This window comes from Paenibacillus sp. J31P316, from assembly GCF_056269105.1.
The window spans coordinates 62,799-82,489 of record NZ_JBWDNI010000016.1 but is presented as its reverse complement, the minus strand read 5'-3'; the positions used below and the strand labels follow the sequence as shown (position 1 = coordinate 82,489).

General features: G+C 58.1%; 16 protein-coding genes. 11 read left to right on the top strand and 5 right to left on the bottom strand.

Going from position 1 to position 19,691, the window contains the following annotated elements:
- Positions 1–18: 18 nt before the first annotated feature.
- The 5 genes from AC0YNU_RS27340 to AC0YNU_RS27320 all read right to left on the bottom strand — a co-directional run bounded on the left by AC0YNU_RS27340 (position 19) and on the right by AC0YNU_RS27320 (position 8,110).
- Positions 19–3,303 carry a carbohydrate-binding protein gene (locus AC0YNU_RS27340; RefSeq protein ID WP_475762199.1) on the bottom strand — a complete coding sequence of 1,095 codons (3,285 nt, stop codon included), beginning with the start codon at positions 3,301–3,303 and terminating at the stop codon, positions 19–21.
- A 176-nt stretch (positions 3,304–3,479) separates the two neighbouring features.
- Positions 3,480–4,850 carry an ABC transporter substrate-binding protein gene (locus tag AC0YNU_RS27335; protein ID WP_475762197.1) on the bottom strand — a complete coding sequence of 457 codons (1,371 nt, stop codon included), beginning with the start codon at positions 4,848–4,850 and terminating at the stop codon, positions 3,480–3,482.
- Between the two features lie 23 nt (positions 4,851–4,873).
- A complete protein-coding gene (locus AC0YNU_RS27330; RefSeq protein WP_475762195.1) occupies positions 4,874–5,755 on the bottom strand; it encodes a carbohydrate ABC transporter permease in 882 nt (293 codons plus the stop codon).
- A gap of 13 nt (positions 5,756–5,768) precedes the next feature.
- Complete coding sequence (locus AC0YNU_RS27325; RefSeq protein ID WP_475762193.1) at positions 5,769–6,674, bottom strand: carbohydrate ABC transporter permease; 906 nt, start codon at positions 6,672–6,674, stop codon at positions 5,769–5,771.
- 140 nt (positions 6,675–6,814) lie between these two features.
- A complete protein-coding gene (locus tag AC0YNU_RS27320) occupies positions 6,815–8,110 on the bottom strand; it encodes a glycoside hydrolase family 125 protein (RefSeq protein WP_475762191.1) in 1,296 nt (431 codons plus the stop codon).
- Positions 8,111–8,412: 302 nt separating this feature from the next.
- Here AC0YNU_RS27320 and AC0YNU_RS27315 point away from each other — a divergent pair, with 302 nt between their 5' ends.
- From AC0YNU_RS27315 to tsaD, 11 genes are all read left to right on the top strand, one after another.
- Positions 8,413–9,549, top strand: a complete 1,137-nt coding sequence (locus AC0YNU_RS27315; RefSeq protein ID WP_475762189.1) for a GntR family transcriptional regulator — start codon at positions 8,413–8,415, stop codon at positions 9,547–9,549.
- Between the two features lie 213 nt (positions 9,550–9,762).
- Positions 9,763–9,918 (top strand): hypothetical protein, encoded by a 156-nt coding sequence (locus tag AC0YNU_RS27310; RefSeq protein WP_475762187.1) that lies wholly within the window; start codon positions 9,763–9,765, stop codon positions 9,916–9,918.
- A gap of 215 nt (positions 9,919–10,133) precedes the next feature.
- Positions 10,134–11,036, top strand: coding sequence for a LysR family transcriptional regulator (locus AC0YNU_RS27305; RefSeq protein ID WP_475762185.1), 903 nt, complete (start codon positions 10,134–10,136; stop codon positions 11,034–11,036).
- A gap of 324 nt (positions 11,037–11,360) precedes the next feature.
- Positions 11,361–12,581: a M20 family metallopeptidase gene (locus AC0YNU_RS27300; protein WP_475762183.1), complete on the top strand. Its 1,221-nt coding sequence runs from the start codon at positions 11,361–11,363 to the stop codon at positions 12,579–12,581.
- Complete coding sequence (locus tag AC0YNU_RS27295; protein ID WP_475762181.1) at positions 12,574–14,016, top strand: YfcC family protein; 1,443 nt, start codon at positions 12,574–12,576, stop codon at positions 14,014–14,016. Before AC0YNU_RS27300 ends, AC0YNU_RS27295 begins: the two co-directional genes overlap by 8 nt.
- A gap of 306 nt (positions 14,017–14,322) precedes the next feature.
- A complete protein-coding gene (locus AC0YNU_RS27290) occupies positions 14,323–15,189 on the top strand; it encodes a YitT family protein (RefSeq protein ID WP_475762179.1) in 867 nt (288 codons plus the stop codon).
- 183 nt (positions 15,190–15,372) lie between these two features.
- Complete coding sequence (thiL, locus tag AC0YNU_RS27285; protein WP_475762316.1) at positions 15,373–16,533, top strand: thiamine-phosphate kinase; 1,161 nt, start codon at positions 15,373–15,375, stop codon at positions 16,531–16,533.
- Positions 16,534–16,545: 12 nt separating this feature from the next.
- Positions 16,546–17,028, top strand: a complete 483-nt coding sequence (gene tsaE, locus AC0YNU_RS27280; protein WP_475762177.1) for a tRNA (adenosine(37)-N6)-threonylcarbamoyltransferase complex ATPase subunit type 1 TsaE — start codon at positions 16,546–16,548, stop codon at positions 17,026–17,028.
- Positions 17,029–17,031: 3 nt separating this feature from the next.
- On the top strand, positions 17,032–17,970 hold the full coding sequence (tsaB, locus tag AC0YNU_RS27275) for a tRNA (adenosine(37)-N6)-threonylcarbamoyltransferase complex dimerization subunit type 1 TsaB (protein WP_475762175.1): 939 nt from the start codon (positions 17,032–17,034) through the stop codon (positions 17,968–17,970).
- Positions 17,957–18,463 carry a ribosomal protein S18-alanine N-acetyltransferase gene (gene rimI / locus AC0YNU_RS27270; RefSeq protein ID WP_475762173.1) on the top strand — a complete coding sequence of 169 codons (507 nt, stop codon included), beginning with the start codon at positions 17,957–17,959 and terminating at the stop codon, positions 18,461–18,463. Before tsaB ends, rimI begins: the two co-directional genes overlap by 14 nt.
- Complete coding sequence (tsaD, locus tag AC0YNU_RS27265; protein WP_475762171.1) at positions 18,444–19,532, top strand: tRNA (adenosine(37)-N6)-threonylcarbamoyltransferase complex transferase subunit TsaD; 1,089 nt, start codon at positions 18,444–18,446, stop codon at positions 19,530–19,532. The genes rimI and tsaD overlap by 20 nt, the downstream gene beginning before the upstream one ends.
- Positions 19,533–19,691 lie beyond the last annotated feature (159 nt).

The window sequence follows — 19,691 nt, the reverse complement described above, 5'->3', positions numbered from 1 at the left end:
CTTTATTCCGCAAGTCCGCTACTTCAACGACCGAATAACGGCCTCGGCATCTTTATTCAGCACCGCTTTGGCGTCCGCTGCGATCGAGCCGCTTTGCGCCTTATTGTTAAGATGCTTCACGAAGTCATTCAGTGCTTTGACCGCTTGATCCCGTTTCTTGCCGTCAAGCATACGCTGCGCCTTGTCCAAATCATTGCTTAACTGCGAAACCAGCGCCCCGCGCAGCTGCCCCGAACGCTTGTAGCGTTCGATCAATTGCTGCATCGAATGAATGCTGACCTTAACCGTGAAAGCAAATGTTTGCTGCAGCTTGTTGCCATTTACGTCCTCGATCGTAATGACAGCCGACTTTGCGCCCGACATGCCGGCCAGATCGATATCGACGCTCGGCGATCCTGCGGAATTTACCGCATACGTACGGCCATCGAACGCGATCGCGGCCGATTTGATGGCTCCTTTGCGATCGGCAGCCTTGAATCGAAGGATCGCGCTGTCTTCAACCGTTGCGCCGTTCTGCAGGGCCGAGCCGTTCGCCGTCAGGGTGAAGGACGGATAATCCGCAAGGTTGACCGTGGTACCGTGCGATACATTCCCGGACGCATCCACGGCTTTGATCACCACAGCCAAATGCGAAGTATCGCCGAGATTGGACCATGCGGCATGTTGAATGCCTTTGCCAACTGTCACTACTTCGCCCGCCGGCTGTCCGCCCTTGACAGGCTGGAGCTTGACTTGCTGAGCGTCGATGTCGTACGGACCATCCCAAATCAGCTGAACGCTGCCGTTATCGCGGATGACCTGCACGTTCTCGACCTCGCCCGGAGGGATGCTGTCCGGCACCGTAACCGGCGGAACTTCCGGCGCTGTAAAGACGGCCGGATCTCCGAACGTGAATTTATCCACGTTGAACAGATAGCCGCTTCCTTTGAAGAGGAGGAACACGATATGCTTGCCGGTCACGGGCGTCGTAACGGGAGCCGCGGTGACCGCGAAATTCTGCCAGCCGCCGGTGCCGGTCGTTTGGGCCGTCGAGATGACCGGTCCGTTCATGCTATCGATGCGCACCTCGATCGTACCGCCGCTTGTATCGCTGGCTGCATTGACATGAATTTGCGATGGGCTCGTATCCCCGAAATCGATAAAGTTGTACATTGCATATGGATTGGTTGCCGCGTTGATGCCCGCCAGATACGTCTGACCGCCGCCGTTCTCCGTACCGAAGCCGGTGCCGCCCGTCGTGTCTTCGGCTTCCAGCTTGCCGTAGGCGTCGCGCGATTTGCCTTTCACCGTCGTGAACGTAAACCAGTCCAGGTTGCACGGATAGTCGGCGCCGTCCGTCCCGTGGAATACGAGGTATACGTCATGAATGCCCTTGGCCTGCGTATCGTCGAGATTGGACATGAGATCGACCCATTTATCCCAGTCTCCAAGCGCCGGCAAGCCCAGCGTTACGACCGTCGGCCCGGTCAGGCTGTCCAGCTTCACATCGATCGAGCCGCCTTGATTGCCGCTTGCGACATGCGCCGTTATTCCGGCTGCGCCGGCGCCGAAATCGATCCCTTTGAAGAACGCATACGCATTGTCATGAATGCCGTCCAGAATGCCCGCGTCCGCATTCTTGGTCAATCCTCCGCTGCCGTCCGCGTTGATGGCTTTAAGCCGGGCATAGGCATCGGTCTTGGTCGGATCTGTAGTCGTGAACTTGAACCAGTTCAAATTAAACAAGTAGTCGTCGTTCGTCTTCGCGAACACGAGATAGACATCGTGAACGCCCGTGATCGTGCTCGGATTGCCTTGATCGTCCTTCAGGACGGCCGTCGCGTCGGAGAAGCTGTTCCAGCTGCCCGTTCCTTGGACGTTCAAGGTGCCGGCTTTCGGGCCGTCAAGCGAATCGAGATGGACGTCGATATTCCCGCCGCCCGTCGCGCTCGACGCCCTGGCGATCATCCCGGCTGCGCCGGTGCTGCCGAAATCGACATTGTTAAACGCCACATAACCTCCGGGTTGAACACCACCCAATTGGAGCGTGCCGTCTCCGCTGCCTTCGAGGCCGAAGCCGCTGCCGACGTCGTACGTTTCCGCTTCCGTTCTTGCATACGGATCCCGAACCGGATCATGCAGCGTCGAGGTGCCGGGTTGCAGGACGGTCAGCGCTTCGACGGCCGCGGCGGACGACCACGATTCATAGGTGCCGGCCAGGAGCTGCCCGCCCCAGTTGCCGTCGACGATATTGTTGGCGTTACGGTTATGCCACGCCGCGTTGGCATTGAAGGTCAGCCAGTCGTTGAATTGGCCGGCGAACGCGGCGGTATTGCCGCCTGGATGTTCATTGACCGCTTGCTGCAGATAAGCCAGGTTGCGGAGCAGGATCGTTTTGCCGCCTTTCAGATCTCCGTTCGGCCCTTCGAAGCGGAGCACGCCGTTCCCGTCGACCAGATGCTCTTCCGTAAATTGGGCTGCTTTGATCGCATCGTCGAGATAGACGCTGTTTCCGGTGATCTTATATAGGCCTACCGCTGCGCCGATGAACGTGCCCTGGTTGTAATGCGTCGCATCCGGCGCAACGCCGTTCTTCATTTCGATCCGGTCGAACACTTTGCCGTTGCCGTCGGTCAACACCGTCTTGCTCCAACGGTAGATACGCGTTGCCGCATCCAAATAATGATCGTCCTTCGTCGCGTTATACAAGAACACGGCGGCTTCCGCGGCGGGGAAGTTAATGCAGGCGTTCTTGGTCGAGTGATCGCTGTTCATCCACCAGATGCCGCCGTTCGCGAAGCTGTCGTCCCATTGCGTATCGTAGACGAAATCGAAATAATATTTCGCTTTGTCCAAATAACGCTGTTCGCCGGTTATCTTATAGGCACGCGCGCTTGCCATCGCCCACCACATAATGTCGTCGTTGAAATGATTATTCGTCCAATCCGGCCCGTAGCTGGCGACGGTGCCGTCGAAGACGTCATCGATCTGCTGGCGCAGTTGCGCTTTCAGCTCGGGATCGGAGGTGTTCTCGTAGGCATCCATCACCATTTCCCACAGTTCTGCCTCTACCCAGAACCCTTGGTAAGACGTGCCTTGATTCGAGTTCGCCCAGAAGAACTTGGCGGTGGAGTCCCAGAACGTTTGGTTGAATGCCTTCATCGCCGCATCCGCATCCGCGTCGTTGAAGGATGCCGTCACCGAATGACCTGTCGTATCGGTCGATGCATGAGCCTGCGAAGCCCCGATACCGGACCACGAAGCGAGTGTGACGGCAAAGGCCGTCGTCCATACCAATAGCTTGCTGTTCGTTTTCAGCGTCATTTATTGAACCTCCATTAGTCGTGTTAGCGATGCATTTCCCGCGCGGCGAGCGCCGGATCCCTCGTTTCACCTCCTTTATGGGGTAAAAAAAACAGGAGCAGCACCCTAGCTGTCTACTCCTGCGTTGTCATTCCCGCCTAATTCGTGCGCGTTCAAGTCATGTCCGACTTGCCGGTTTAAGAGGCTTTGATGGTTTTATTGATTTTGTCGGCCATGCTTTGCAGTTCTTTCTCGCCGCCCTTGCCGCTCAGGATGTTGTTCCATACGGTATCGATGAACGGATTTGCTTTACCTGCCCATGCCGTTAGGAAGCGGACCGGCTGGGTCGTAGGCGATTTCAAGATATGGTCGATGCCGTCAGCCAGATCCTGGTGGCCGGCTGCTTTGAGCGTATCGTAATAGGAAGAGGCCGAAGCTTGGAAAGCGGAAGGAGCGACCGGCGTTTGCGGCAGCACGTCCTTGTACATCGTCGAATCCAGGTATTTCAGAACCTTCCAGACCGCATCCGGGTTCTTGGTGCTGACCGGGGTAGCCCAGCCGACGGCGTCATAGATTTCGGTCTGCGTCGTTACGACAGGCATCGGCACGAAGCCCCATTGCAGGTCGGGCGCATTACGGATCAGATCGTCCGCGATCCATTGGCCTTGGTACGTCATCGCCACTTTGCCGTCCTTGAACGGTCCCATGATCGTGGACAGGTCGAAGGTCGCCGGGTTCATCGAGCCTTCGGCAATGGCTTGCTGATAACGGGTCACGCCTTCGACGAACTGCGGACTGACCGTCGCGCTCGTCGGATTCAGCAGGCTGTCGGCGAACGGAGCGCCGCCGGCGGAGGCCGCATACAGCGATACCGTGAACGGATCCGGATGGAAATAGAAGCCGTATTGCTGCACGCCGTCTTTCTTGGAAGAAAGCTTCTTCATGTCGGCGAAGAATTCATCGTAGGTCCAGCCGATCTTCGGCTCGGTGAGTCCCGCGTCCTTGAACAGCTGCTTGTTATAGAAAATGCCGTACGTATTCAGCAGGCCTGGCAGACCGAAGTTTTTGCCGTCGACCTTCCAACCGTCCATTACGCCCGGATAGAAGCCGTTCATGAAGTCCGCGTCCGCGCTCGCATGCTCCGTCCAATCGTAAAGGAGATTCTGGGCTTGGTACGAAACCAGCATGTCGTTGCCCAATTGGAATATATCCGGCGCCTGCTTGGCGGTAATCATGCCGTTTAGCTTCGTGCCGTAGTCGCTGAGCGGAGCCGGCATGAGCTTGACGGTGATGCCCGGGTTCTCCTGCTCGAATTTTTTCATGCTTTCCATGATTTTGTTGTTCATGTCCTGCGATTCCCACGTCATCAGCGTGACTTCCGCCTTCTCCGTGCCGGCATCGCCTTTGTTGCCTGCATTGCCTTCATTCTTCGCATTGCCCGTATTCTGCGCGTTCCCCGTATTTCCCGCGTTGTTCGTGTTGTCGTTTCCGGAGCTGCCGCAAGCGGACAGCATGCCCGCGACCAGCAGGAATGCCGTTAGTGTCGTTCCGATTTTAATCGCTTTCATAGAAAGACCTCCCTAGTTTTGTTTTATTTCAAGCCGGCTGAATTGACCGACCCGAGACCCTGCATAAAGTACTTCTGGCCGAAGAAGAAAATGATGAGCAGCGGCATCATGTAGAGCAGGTCGGCGGCCATGAAATAGTTCCACTGCGTCGACCAGTTGGATGCGAACGAGGCGAGCGCGACGGACAGCGTCCATTTATTCTGATCGACCAGGTAGATGAGCGGCTCCAGGTACTGATTCCATGAACCGTTGAACGCAAAGATGATCATCGTCACGACGACGGGCAGCGACATCGGCACCAGAATGCGCCATAGGATTTGCGTGTCGCCGGCGCCGTCCATTTTGGCCGCTTCGTCGAACGATTTCGGAATGGTGCTCAGGAATTGAATGAACAGGAAGGTGAAGGCCGGATTGCCGAGATAAGAAGGCACGATCAGCGGCAGCCACGTATTGTACCAGCCGAGCTGCGAGAACAGATAAAAGACGGGCACGAGACCGACGAAGCCCGGCAGCATCATGCTGCCGATGAAGCTGCTGAACCACAGCTTGCGGCCAGGAAAACGAAGGCGCGACAGGCCGTAGCCGACGATGATGGAGCTGGCGACCTGACCGACGGTGCTGATGACGGTGATGATCATCGAGTTTTTGAACGTCAGCCAAAAATGGATTTGCTTGGTGCCCTCGACGAAGTTCTCGAAATGAAACTCCTTGGGGAACCATTGCGGCGTGGTCGTGAAAATATCGTTGTTGCCCTTCAAGGCGATGGTGACGACCCACAGAAGCGGATACAGCATGGCGACCGTACCGATCAGGAGAATCACCATCCGGATGCTGTTCACAGGCTCGATCTTGCGCCTGTTGCGACCGGCATTCGGGACGGCCGGAGCGGAATATACAGTCTTCACTAGAGGTCTCCTCCTATCGATTGTCGTTTTCGTAATGAACGAACTGGTTGGAATAGCGGTACGTGATGACCGTGAAGAACATGATGATCAGGAACAGAATCCAAACCTCGGCAATGCCGTAGCCGAACATTTTCGAGCCGAAGACGTCGGCGTAGATTTTGAAATTAAGCAATTCGGTCGCGTAATTGGGTCCGCCGCCGGTCATAACTTGCACCTGGGCGAAGGATTGGAAGGAGCCGATGATGCCGAGAATGAGCTGCAGGAACAGGATGGGGGCGATCATCGGCAGCGTGACGTTGCGGAACACCGCCCAGCCTCTCGCGCCGTCCATGCCTGATGCTTCATACAAGTCCTGCGGAATGGACTGCAGGCCGCTGAGGAAAATAATCATGCCGCCGCCGATTTGCCACAGCCCGGCGAGAATGACGGAGAACAGCGCGAGCCGTTCGTCGCTAAGCCAGTTGACCGGCGGAGAACCGAACAGATGCAGGACGCGGTTGGCCAGGCCGTACTGCGGATGATAGATGAATTTCCACAACGTGAGCGTTGCGATCATCGGAAGCACGGTCGGCAAGTAGAACGCCGTACGGAAGAATCGGATGAACGGCAGCTTCTTGTTGAGCAGCATGGCAAGCGCCAGGCCGCCGATCAACGAAGCGGGCACGTTGATGAGCACGTAATAGAACGTAACGCGGAGCGCCTTCCAGAAGACGGGGTCGACCGTGAACAGATAATTGAAGTTGTCGAACCCGACGAATTCCGGCTTGTTGATGCCGTCCCATTTGGTCAGCGCGTAATAGATGGACATGATCAGCGGATAGGCGACGAAGATGCCGAAGCCGATAATGGAAGGCGAGATATGCAGATAGCCTTTCACCCATTCGAAGCGATTGTATTTGCGTGACGATGCGCTCTTCATTGAAACGGATTCCTCCTTTCATGATCGCCTTGCGGCGTCAGGCTGGCTTGCGGCTGGCCGGCAGAGGCCGGCATGCAGCCGCTGAATGCAGTTTGAAAATCTGAGTAGTCGGTAAAAAAGAGTAGATTAGAAAATCAGACCTAGCGGCTTGCGGTCAGGTCCGCGGTAGTCACCCCGCCGACCCAACGCGCGATGAATTCGCCGAACAGGCTGTTCGCCCAGGCGAACCATTCCCGCGTAAACGTGCCGGGATCGTCCGGATGGAAGCTCTCGTGCATGAAGTTCGTACCGGCCGTCGTAGCTGCGAGCGTGCGGATCAGCGACTCTTGTTCCTGAGGATCGGCAGAGGTCAACCCCTGCATGATGAGTCCGATCGGCCAAATATGTCCGGGCGGCGTATGAGGACTGCCGACTCCGCGTCCATAGGTGCCCGAGTAGTAGCTCGGATTGGCTGGACTCAGCACGAATGCCCGCGTATTGCGGTATACGGGATCATCTGCCGGACGATAGCCGAGATAAGGAATGGAGAGCAGGCTCGGCACGTTGGCATCGTCCATCAGATTGTAATTGCCGTATCCGTCCGTCTCGTACGCATAGATCGTCCCGAATTCGGGATGCTGCACTTTGCCGTAGGTCTCGATGCCGAATTCAATCTCCGCCGCCAAATTGATAGCGCTTTCTTTTAAGGCGGTATCGTTGTACATCTCGAGAGCCAGCTGCCCGAGGTCGCGCAGGATTACGACGGCAAACATGTTCGCCGGAATGAGATAGCCGTATTTGCAGGCGTCGTCGCTCGGCCGGAATCCCGACCAGACCATGCCGGTAAAATTCGTCCGCGTTCCTTTGCCGTCGAAAGGCAGCGTATCCGACGGTGGGCATTGAAACCGTTGGAACGCATAGCCGGATTGCTGGTCATGCTGCTGCTCGATGAGCATCGTGGCGACGATCTGCCTGAACATCTGGTGAACGTCTTCGTTAAACACCGAACGATCTCCGGTCGTCCGCCAGTAGTGCGCGCACAGCTGAACGGGGTAGCAGAGCGAATCCAGCTCGTACTTGCGTTCCCATACGCCGGGCCCCTTCGGCGGCAGGTCTCCGGTATGTCCTTGACCGTTCGCTTCTTTGTTGAATGCGTTTGCATAGTTGTCCAGAAGCAAGAACTTCGCTTGCCGATGAATCACGCCTCGGATGAGCCGGCGAAGATCGGCATCCTCATTCGCCATCTCCATATAGGGACGGATTTGCGCCGACGAATCCCGCAGCCACATCGCCGGAATATCTCCTGTAATGACGAAGGATGTGCCGTCATCGAGCAGCTCCACCGTCGTTTGCAACGTGTTCGGGTAGCAATTTCGGAATACATCCGCTAGATGAGGGTCGATTTCCTTCAGCGAAGAAGAGATCGCCTCGATTTTGCGGTAGACAGTTTCGTACATCGTCCCACTCCTTAACAGTTGATCGTGATGCATCGTATTGCGAATTGGTTACGTGAGCGAGCATATCATTTGGAAAATTATGATGTCAACATATTTTTTATATTGATATACCAACTAAATAGAACAAAGACGATTCAATTCATCCTTACATGCAAGAAGAATGTTCGTCCGGCGCGTTATTGTAGTTGTTTACACGAGGAAATGTAAGAAATTCAATTTTGTACGTCGTGAAAATTAACGTTGAAATCAGTAAACTTATTATGTATAGTTGGTATAACATGATTCTCAAAGGATGATCACACATGAAGGCGCCTCTGTACGAGCAAATTTACAATCATCTGTTTCAGAAAATAAAAGACGGCGAACTTAAGAGCGGCGACCGCCTGCCTTCGGAGAATGAATTGGCGGATCAGTTCAACGTCAGCCGGATTACGACCAAGAAGGCGCTCGAGACGCTGGCCCAGCATAGGCTGGTCGAACGGATCAGAGGCAAAGGCTCCTATGTGTCGGAAGTCCTGCCCGGTAAGGAAGAAACTGTGCTATATGAGAATCTTGCGGATACCGGAACGGTTACCCAGGCGGAGTCCGTAAAGCTGGTCGGGCTGATTCTTCCCGAGTTCGCCGAGTCCTACGGATCGCGGCTGATTCACGGCGTCGAAGAGCGCTGCTCCGAGACGAATTGCCGGATGCTGATGAAGCTGACCTACGACAGCCGCGAGGTCGAAGAGTCCGCCATCCAGTCGTTCATCGATCTGGGCGTGGACGGATTCATCATCTTCCCCGTGCATGGCGAGCATTACAATACGGCGCTGCTTCGGCTCGTGCTGGACAAATTCCCGCTTGTCCTCGTCGATCGTTACCTGAAGGGCATTGCCGCATGCTCGGTCTACACGGATAACCAGAAGTCCGTGTCCGATTTGACCATGCATTTGCTGGAACGCGGACATAAGGAGATCGGCTTCATATCGGTACCTTCGGACAACACGTCCTCAATCGAGGAAAGGATCGCCGGCTTCTCCGAGACGCTGATGCGGAACGGGATCACCTTCAAGCCGCAGCATATGATGGCGAATCTGCACAGCTCGCTGCCTTGCTCCTCCGATCAGGCCAATATTCAGACGGACATCGAGAGAGTCCGTGAATTTGTCGAGCTCAATCCCGAGTTGACGGCATTCGTCGCCGCCGAATACAACCTGGCGCTGGTGCTTCGAGAGGTGCTGACCGGCATGAATAAGCGGATTCCGGAAGACGTCGAGATCGTTTGTTTCGACTCGCCGCCCGATCCGTTCGACAAGCATGCCTTTACCCATATTCGGCAGGATGAGATCGAGATGGGCAGAATGGCGGTCGACATGCTTCACGGCCAATGGTCCGGCAAGGATGTCGGGCTGAACCATTTGATCGAGCACGCGTTCGTTAAGGGTTTATCGACGACTTGATGCCATAACGCGGCTGTTCAACCGCAATAGGCGGCTTCCGAATCATCGGAGGCCGCCTATTTGGCATGGCGTGGCAAGGAAGGACGGGCTGGCCGCAAACAAGCGCAGGAATGAAATGACAAACATGGGAGGTTAGGCTGATTGACATCGGATGCTGCGGGGTAAAAGAGTCCTAACAGCAGTTCATTCGCAAGAAAGAGGAGCGTGGATGGAATGACACATCGCGATATCGACGTCGAGGAACGTCACATTGAACGGAAGTCGGATTCCAGCTTGGTTGCGTCGACCTTTATCAAGTATGCAGCCTACATTATCATTTTCTTCGGGCTACTGTACTTCCTGGTGCATTACGTATTCACCCAATTCTAAGCACGTTCTGAAGTCATGCGGGAATTTAAGCGGGGAGGCTGCAAGGCCTCGGGAAGAGCTCGGGCTGCTCAGGCGCCTGGGCTCTTCCTTTTTTGTGCCGTGCCGTTGTCCCCGGGAGCACATGCGCAGGCGCCATTCGACGCCGCAGTCCAAACCTAGTACAATGGCAACAAAACGTACCGCCGAGCCTGCCGGCTGCCGAAGGAGTGGGAGCTTTGAACGAGAAAGATTGCATCATGCTGCAGTATCTGGCGGAAGAGCAAAGCTTGACCCGAGCGGCGGAGCGCTTGTTCATCACCCAGCCCGCGCTGTCGTATCGCATCCAGCAGCTGGAGAAGGAACTGGGCGTGCGCATTATCGACAAGGCTTCCAAAGGCATCCGGCTGACGCCGGAAGGCGTCTATCTGGTTGGCTACGCGAAGAAAACGCTCGTCGAGCTGAATAAAATGAAACATTACATTACGGGCATGAAGAACGAGCTGCGGGGGACGCTGCGGCTCGGCGTGGCCAGCTATTTCGGCTTGTACAAGCTGCCGCCGCTGCTGCGCAAATTCAAAGACCTGTATCCGGACGTGCAGATCAGCGTCACTTCCGCGCTGAGCCCGGAAATCCTGGATTCGCTGCATCAAGAAGAGATCGACGTCGGCGTCATCCGCGGCGAGTATCCGTGGTTCGATGCCCGGGAGCTGCTGCATGACGAGCCGATTTATATCGTTTCCAAGGAGCCGATCGATCTCGGCCGCCTTCCCGAGCTGCCGCATATCCTCTATAAAGAACCGGCGATCAAATCGAACAGCCCATCCAAATCGCCCTTCAGCGATACGATCCAAGCCTGGTGGCATGAACGCTTCGGCGCGCCGCCCTCGATTACGATGCGGGTCGACACGTACGAAACCTGCAAGGAAATGGTCAAGCAAGGACTCGGGTATGCCATCGTTCCCGGCGTGTTCGTGTCGTCCAGGGACGAGCTGCACACCGTCGAGCTTATTCGGAAGAACGGGGACGCCATCCGGCGCAACACCTGGATGCTCTATCGTGAGGCGTCTCTGGAATTGGCGATCGTCGACCGATTCGTCGCGTTTATGAAAGCCGAACACGATTCGAAACGTGTTGATTGAAGCGCTTTGCCGAGGCGCAGCGCTTCAGGAAGTAGAGAAAGCTGCCGCAGGTGGGCTTGGATTGAAAAGCTGCTGAATAGCAGGGGATTTTAGCACGTTGCCGGCGGCAGCGTGCTTTTTCTATGCCTGCCGTTCGATTGCGAAGACGCGCGATATGAAGAAAGCAGGCAAAAAAAATTTAAGGCCGCGCCAAAAAACTATGAATTGTACATCTTTCGGCGTGCTGGATAAAATATTCGTAAAGATGAATAAATATTCAACCTCCCGGCAAAGCCTGCGGGCCGCTGGGCAATTCTACATGGACATAGACAGGTGGGGAAATCCTTGAATGAGACGCATTTGAATCAGGATGATAAACGGCGGATCGAGGAAGCCGTGGACGCGCGGGACGGACAGCTTCGCCGGATCGCAACGCAAATTCACGCGAATCCGGAGCTGAGCTTTCACGAGCGCCAGGCGCAGCAATGGTTGATCGAGCCGCTGCGCGAAGCGGGCTTCAACGTGGAGACGGGGATCGCGGGGCTGCCGACCTCGTTCCGGGCGACATGGGAAGGACGGAGCGGAGGCCCTGCCATCGCGCTGCTCGCGGAATATGATGCGCTCCCGAGCATCGGACATGCCTGCGGCCACAATTTGATCGGCACGTCGGCCGTCGGCGCGGCGCTGGCGCTTAAGGAAGCATGCGCGGACCTGCCGGGCACGATCGTCGTGCTCGGCACGCCGGCCGAGGAAGAGGGCGGCGGCAAAATCATCATGTGCGAGCATGGCGTATTCGATAAGATCGACGCCGCGATGTTGTGTCATCCCCAGAACAAGACCATGGTGCTTCGCGGCGCGCTCGCCTGCGTGGACGCGACCTTCACCTTCCATGGACGGCAGGCGCACGCTTCATCCGCGCCGGAGAACGGCATCAGCGCGCTGGATGCGATGATCAACGCGTTTGTGGCGATCAATTCGCTGCGCCAGTTCATGAAAGACGACGTGCGCGTTCACGGCATCATCACCAAGGGCGGCGACGCGCCGAACGTCGTGCCGGAGCTGTGCGAAGCGGTATTCATCCTGCGCGCCTCGACCGTCGGGGAGCTTGAAACGGTGAGAGAGAAGGTCTATCGGGCCGTACGCTGCGCCGCGGAAGGCGTCGGCGCGTCCGTGGACATCGCGGAAGGGCTCATCTACGCGGAGCGCAACAGCAACCGGGCGATGGCCGGATTGTTCCGAAGCAATCTGGAGCGAATGGGCGTCGACGTCGTTGATCCGCCTCAGCAGGGCGGCGTCGGTTCTTCGGATATCGGCAACGTCAGCCAGGTGACGGCTGCGATCCATCCGTACATCCGTCTTGGCGACGCGCGGACGCATACGCCGGAATTCGCGCGATTGGCCGGCTCGGAAGAAGGCATGGTCGAGCTGAATCTGGCAGCCAAAGCGCTTGCCTTGACCGCCTACGATCTCATCGCCGACGAAGCGGCGCTGCGCCAGGTCAGGGACGAATTCGAGCAATGGAAGCAAATTAAGGATAATCAGGATGGAGGCGGAGCCCATGGCTAGCACGGCAAACCATAATGCCGCGAATGCCGCGGCCAAACCGGCGGGAATCGCGAAATGGATCAAGATGCCTCATACGTATGTATTATTGATTATGCTGATTATCATCGCGGCCGCGCTCACGTATGTCATCCCGTCCGGAGAATTTGACCGGGCCGACGATGCCGCGAGCGGCAAGACGCTGGTCGTGCCGGGATCGTACCACCACGTGGATGCGTCTCCCGTAAACTTGCTGCATTTGCCCAAAGCGATCGTCGACGGCTTGGTGTCTTCGGCGGATGTCGTGTTCTTCATCTTCATCGTCGGGGGCGCTTTCCAAGTGATTTCGGCTACCGGCACGATTGAGGCGGTAACCTCGCGGGTCGCAAGGGCGTTCGCGGATAAGGGACGATGGGTAATTCCGATCTTCATCGTGCTCTTCTCGGTCGGCGGCTTTACGATGGGCATGTCCACGGAAGTCATGGTGTTCGTCCCGATCGGGATCGCGATTGCCCGCGCGCTCGGTTTCGACGCCTTGACGGGGACGGCGATGATATCCCTCGGCGCTTCATGCGGATTTACCGCGGGTATTCTGAATCCGTTCAACGTCGGTCTCGCGCAGGCGATCGCGGATGTTCCCTTGTTCTCCGGCGCATGGCTGCGCGTGATTTTGCTGATCTGCCTCGTCACCGTCACGAGCCTCTATTTGGTGCGATATGCGGGCCGAGTGCGGAAGGATCCGAAGCAGGGGCTGGTGCAAGAATTGGAGCAGGCTGCGGCGAGCGAGAAGCTCGATCTGAGCAAGCTGCCGGCACTTCGGTTCAAGCATGTGCTGACCATTGCCGTCGTGGCGGCGGGCTTCGTGCTCGTGGTATGGGGCGTGTCGAAGAAAGATTGGTGGATGGAAGAGCTGGCTTCGCTGTTCCTTGCCATGGGCATCCTGGCCGGTTTCAGCGGAGGACTGGGTCCGAGCCGCATCGCCAACGAGTTCGTCGTCGGCATCAAGGGGATCGCGTACGGGGCGTTCATTATCGGCCTTGCGCGCGGCATCATGGTCGTGCTCGACCAAGGCAACGTCATCGACAGCATCGTGAACGGGCTTGCCATCCTCGTCGGCGATCTGCCTTCCTCGGTACAGGTGCTCGGCATGTATTTGTTCCAGAACGTCATGAACGTATTCATTACGTCCGGCTCGGGCATGGCCGTTACGACGATGCCGATCATGTCGCCGCTCTCCGACCTGCTCGGCGTTACCCGGCAAACCTCCGTGCTCGCGTTCCAATTGGGCGACGGCATCTCGAACATGATTCTGCCGACATCCTCGGCCTTGATGGGAAGTTTGGCGGTATCCGGCATCTCGTATCAGCGATGGGTGAAGTTCTTCTGGCCGCTCATGCTGATGTGGCTGGTCATCGGCGCGGTATTCATTATCGTGGCGAATATCATCAAGTACACGTGAGAAACAGCATCCAAGCGTTTGAAAATATACGACAAAAAGCGGACATCCGAGAGGGTGTCCGCTTTTTGTCGTGGCGGGCGGGGAGCACGGCGGCGGTGGCCGCTGTTGTTGTTCTTGAATTCCAAGTGACTTGGTAGCTTTACTAAGGTGAAACGGTAAATCAAACATGCGATATTCGAAGATAGATCGATTAAAACGTATTCAATTGCGTGATAATTCTGCTTTTCATTTTGAATTTGAGCGAAAACAAGGTATAATGGAGGAAGAAGGTGGATTTTTCACTATCCATCGCAAGGGGGAGAAGATATGGCGAAACAGCATTATAAGATTACAAAGCTTGAATTGCTGCGGCGAATCGTATTTATTACGATTGGTGCGGCGCTTGTATCGGTAGCTCTGGAAATTTTTCTCGTGCCGAACAACATTATTGACGGCGGCATTGTCGGTATCTCCATCATTATAGCCCACGTTTCGGGATTGCCTCTCGGAGTCTTTCTATTCTTACTCAATGTGCCTTTCCTCATTATCGGGTACAAGCAAATCGGTAAAACGTTCGCGCTTTCCACGCTCTACGGCGTTACGGTCATGTCCGTCGGCACGACGCTGCTGCACCCGGTGAAGGCGCTGACGTACAGTCCATTCTTGGCGCCTGTCATCGGCGGGGTTATCCTCGGTATCGGGGTAGGTCTCGTCATTCGGTTCGGCGGCTCGCTCGACGGAACGGAAATCATCGCGATTCTGATCACGAAGAAGTCGCCGTTCTCCGTTGGCGAGATCGTCATGTTCTTCAATCTGTTCATTCTCGGCAGCGCGGGCTTCGTCTTCTCTTGGGACAGCGCGATGTACTCGCTCATTGCCTACTACATTGCGTTCAAAATGATCGACATTACGCTGGAGGGCTTCGATCAGTCGAAGTCGGTCTGGATCATCAGCGAAGAAGCGAAGGAAATCGGCGACGCCATCATGAGCCGCCTCGGCCGCGGCGTCACGTATTTGCACGGTGAAGGTGCCTTCTCCGGCGGCGTGAAGCGGGTCATCTTCTGCGTCATCACGCGTCTGGAAGAAGCCAAGATGAAGTCCATCGTCCAGGAGCTGGACCCGAGCGCCTTCCTGGCGGTCGGCAACATCCACGACGTGAAGGGCGGACGCTTCAAGAAGCGGGATATTCACTAACGGCGCGGAGCAGAGCGCGCGGCTCGGCAGAAACATTGCCAAACACGGCAAGCAGGACGCGAACAGTTGTCTATCAAGGAGGCAGGACCGCCCGTCGGAGGCGAGGTCCTGCCTCCTTTTGTTGCGGCTCCGCGGACGGACCGATATAATAAGGTCAATTAGACGGTTGCGGTATCTGTGCCGATGGAGGGTGGTAGTCTGGACGAATTTGCGCGAATCCGCCACTGGACGGACAGCAGGCAGAGCCATTCGCTGCTCGCGTCGCAAGGCGTCGTGCTCGGTATCGGCGACGATGCCGCGGTCGTTGGCACTCCTCCGGGGGAGCGAGGCGAGCTGGAGTGGCTGCTCGCGGTCGACACGATGGTGGAGACCGTGCACTTCAACGACGCGACGATGGCGGAGGAAGACGTCGGCTGGAAGGCTTTGGCCGCGAACGTAAGCGATATCGCGGCGATGGGAGGCACGCCCCGGCACGCGCTGGTCGCGATCAGCGTGCCGAAGGCTTGGGGGCCGGAGCGCGTGCGCCGGCTCTATGACGGGCTTTACGCCTGCGCCGCCCATTATGGCGTGGCGGTCATTGGCGGCGACACGACTTCGTCGCCGGTGCACTTGGTCGTCGCCGTGACGGTTACGGGCACCGTCGCGGCCGGGGCGGCGGTCCGCCGGGCGGGGGCGCGGCCCGGCGACGCCGTGTTCGTGACCGGCGCTGCGGGGATGGCCGCGGCCGGTCTGCATTTTTTGCTCGCCGCGGCAGCGGCGGGCGGGGCCGCGCCTAGCGGGCCGGACGGCGGCGAGGCTTCGCCGCCGCCGGGGGCGCAGCCGCGGCCCGTGCCGCTGGCCGCGGCCGAGGCGGCCGGCACGGCGGCGCTGGTGCAGGCGCACCGCCGGCCGGCGCCGTCCGTGCGCGCGGCGGCGCTGCTGGCCGCGCGCGGCACGGTCACGTCGCTGAATGACGTCAGCGACGGACTCGCCAGCGAAGCCTGGGAAATCGCCGAGGCTTCGGGCGCCTTGCTCGCGCTCCGCGAGTCGAGGCTGCCGAGGAGCGGCAGCCTGACCGCTTACGCGCACCGCTGCGGCGAGGATCCGCTGTCGTGGATCCTCTACGGCGGCGAAGACTACGTGCTGCTCGGCACCATCGCATCCGAAGACGCGGACGCGGCCAAGGCCGAGCTGGAAGCAGCCGGCCTGCCGATGTACATCATCGGCGCGGTCGAGGAAGGCGCCGCCGCAGTAGAGCTGATCCGCGATCACGGAGACGACCGCGGAACGGACAGGCGCGGCAGCGCGTCATCGCATCGGCGCGAGCCGCTCGCGAAGCGCGGATATAATCATTTTGGCGGGTAGGAGCGTTAAGGAATGAGCGAGACCTTCGAAATTATATGGGACGCGGCGGACGAGTCGGATACGGTTCGTCTCGCGGAGACGCTGGCCGGCTGGGCCGCGCCGGGAACGGTGCTGGCGCTGGACGGCGACCTCGGAGCCGGCAAGACGCGGTTCTCGCAGGCGTTTGCCAAGGGAATCGGCGTGCCGGGCGTGGTGAACAGTCCGACGTTTACGATTATTAAAGAATATAAGGGCGCGCGGCTGCCGCTCTATCATATGGATGTCTACCGGCTGTCGGAGCCGGAAGCGGACGAGCTGGGCCTCGACGACTACTTCTTCGGCGATGGCGTGACCATCGTGGAATGGGCGAGTCTGATCGAGGCGCTGCTGCCGCCGGACCGGCTGCAGATGTATCTCGCGCATACGGGCGGGGAATCGCGCCGGATTACGATTACCGGCATCGGCGAGCCTTATGCGGCGTGGTGCCGGCAATTACAGGGAATGGGAGCTAAGTAGCACATGGGTGAACATACAACGGAGGGCGGTCCGGAGGGGCTGCTCGTGCTTGCGGTGGATACGTCGACGGCCGCTCTGGCGGCCGCGCTGACGCGCGGCGGCGAGGTGCTGCAGGAAGTGTTGTCTCTCGCGGAACGCAATCATTCCGTGCATACGGTATCGACGGTACAGACGATGCTGGCGGAATGCGGCGTGAAGCCGGAGGAGCTGGACGGCATCGCCATTGGCCGGGGGCCGGGCTCTTATACCGGCATGCGAATCGCGGTCTCGCTCGGCAAAACGTTAGCGTGGGTCTGGAACAAGCCGCTGGTCGGCGTGTCCAGCTTGGAGGCGTTGGCGTACGGCGCATGGCAGCAGGACAATCGCGAAAGCGGCGGCGGTGTCGATTCGGCAGCTGCCGGCATGCCGGCAACGACAAACTCGGCTTCGCAGCAATCGAACAGCCAGCCTGCCGATACGGTTCAGAACCCAACGGGACCGGTCTGGATCGTTCCCATTATGGATGCAAGAAGAGGCCAGGTGTATACGGCTTCCTTCGAGACCGGGACTGGTGCAAGCGGCAGAGCTTGGAAGCGGCTGGCCAAGGACGGCATTCGCCTGATGTATGATTGGGTGGACGAGCTGGCGGCTGCCGTCGAGTCTGCCGATGCCGCGCTGCGCCCGGCCGCCATCTGGATAGCCGGCGAACTGGCGCTGCATGAGGCGGAAGCCGATCGGCTGCAGACCGTCTGCCCGGGCATTCATGTCCGCAAGCTGCCTGTATGGCTGGAAGGACGAGCCGTTGCCGCGCTTGGCGCAGCCAGACTTGCAGCTGGCGAGAGCGATGACGTGCACGCGTTTACCCCGAATTACACGCAGCTGACGGAAGCCGAAGTGAAGCTGCAGGAGAGAACGGCGAAGCAAGCCGCAGCGGAAGGAGCTGTTTCCGATGACGCCCATTAATCAGAACCGACTCGTATTTCGTGCCATGACGATGGACGACGTGCCGACGATCGTCGCCATCGAGCAGGAATGCTTCCCGACGCCTTGGACGGAGGAAGCGTTCGTGAACGAGCTGACGAACAATCATTTTGCCCGATACATGGTCATGGATTACGAGGACGCCGTGATCGGCTATGCCGGCATGTGGACGATCATGGACGAGGCGCATGTGACGAACGTGGCCGTGCGCGAAGCATACCGCGGGCAGGGTCTCGGCGAACGGCTCATGACGGAGCTGCAGCGAACGGCGCTTCTGTTCGGCGCGCGCCGCATGACGCTGGAAGTGCGCGTCAGCAACGAGGTCGCGAAGCGGCTGTACGCCAAGCTGGGCTTCGAGCCATCCGGCATTCGGCCCGGCTATTATTCGGACAATATGGAGGATGCCCTCATCATGTGGGCAGAGCTGCCGGAGTCCATTGAAGTGGAGTATTCGTATGACGATGAACGCAACTAGCGCGACCAGCGCAACAGACGCAACAAACGCAACAAACGCAACAAACGCAACAAACGAACTCATCCTCGCCGTAGAAACGAGCTGCGACGAAACCTCGGTCGCCGTCATCCGCGGCGGCAAGGAGATCTTATCCAACGTCATTTCCAGCCAAATCGAAACGCATCGCAGATTCGGCGGCGTCGTGCCGGAGATCGCGTCGCGCAAGCACGTGGAATCCATCACGATCATCATGGAGCAGGCGATGGCCGAGGCCGGCGTTACCTTCCGCGACCTCTCCGCAATCGCGGTGACGCAGGGTCCGGGACTCGTCGGCGCGCTGCTCGTCGGCATCGTCGCTGCCAAAGGCCTGGCGATGGCATTAGGCCTGCCGCTCATCGGCACGCATCATATCGCCGGCCATATTTACGCTAACGAACTTGTGCACGAGATGATCTACCCGTGCCTGGCGCTTGTTGCATCCGGCGGGCATACGGAGCTGGTGCTGCTCGAGAGCGAAGGCAAATTCCGCATCATCGGGCGCACGCGCGACGACGCCGTCGGCGAAGCGTACGACAAAGTGGCGCGGACGCTGCATTTTCCGTATCCCGGCGGGCCGCATATCGACCGGTTGGCGCAGGAGGCGGAAGAAGAGATTCTGCTGCCGCGCGCCTGGCTGGAGCCGGATTCGTACGATTTCAGCTTCAGCGGCTTGAAATCCGCCGTGCTTGCCAGCATCAACACCGCCGCGATGAAAGGCGAGACGATCCGCCAGGCCGCCTTGGCCCGCGGGTTCCAAGCTTCCGTCATCGACGTGCTGACGACCAAGGCACTTCGCGCCGCCCGCGAATTCGGCGTCAAGCAGCTGCTGCTCTGCGGCGGCGTCGCTGCCAACGGCGGCTTGCGCGCGGAGCTGACGGCACGCTGCGCCGAGGCGGGCATTCCGCTGCTCATTCCGCCGCTTCGGCTCTGCACCGACAATGCCGCGATGATCGGCGCCGCGGCGCATCTGAAGTGGACGCGCGGCGAGTTTACGCTGCTCGACATGAAGGCGGAGCCGGGGCTGTCGCTGGAAGAATGGTCGGTTGAATAATCGGGTTGTCCAATTGCAAACGGGATGGAACAGGTGCTAAACCTGCTCCATCCCGTTTTTATTTTGTGTATTTGCTGAACGGTAATGACATATGTCTATGTTTATTTCCATATTTTTCTTAAATTCATTGTTCTTCAGCATTTTAATTCAATATCAATC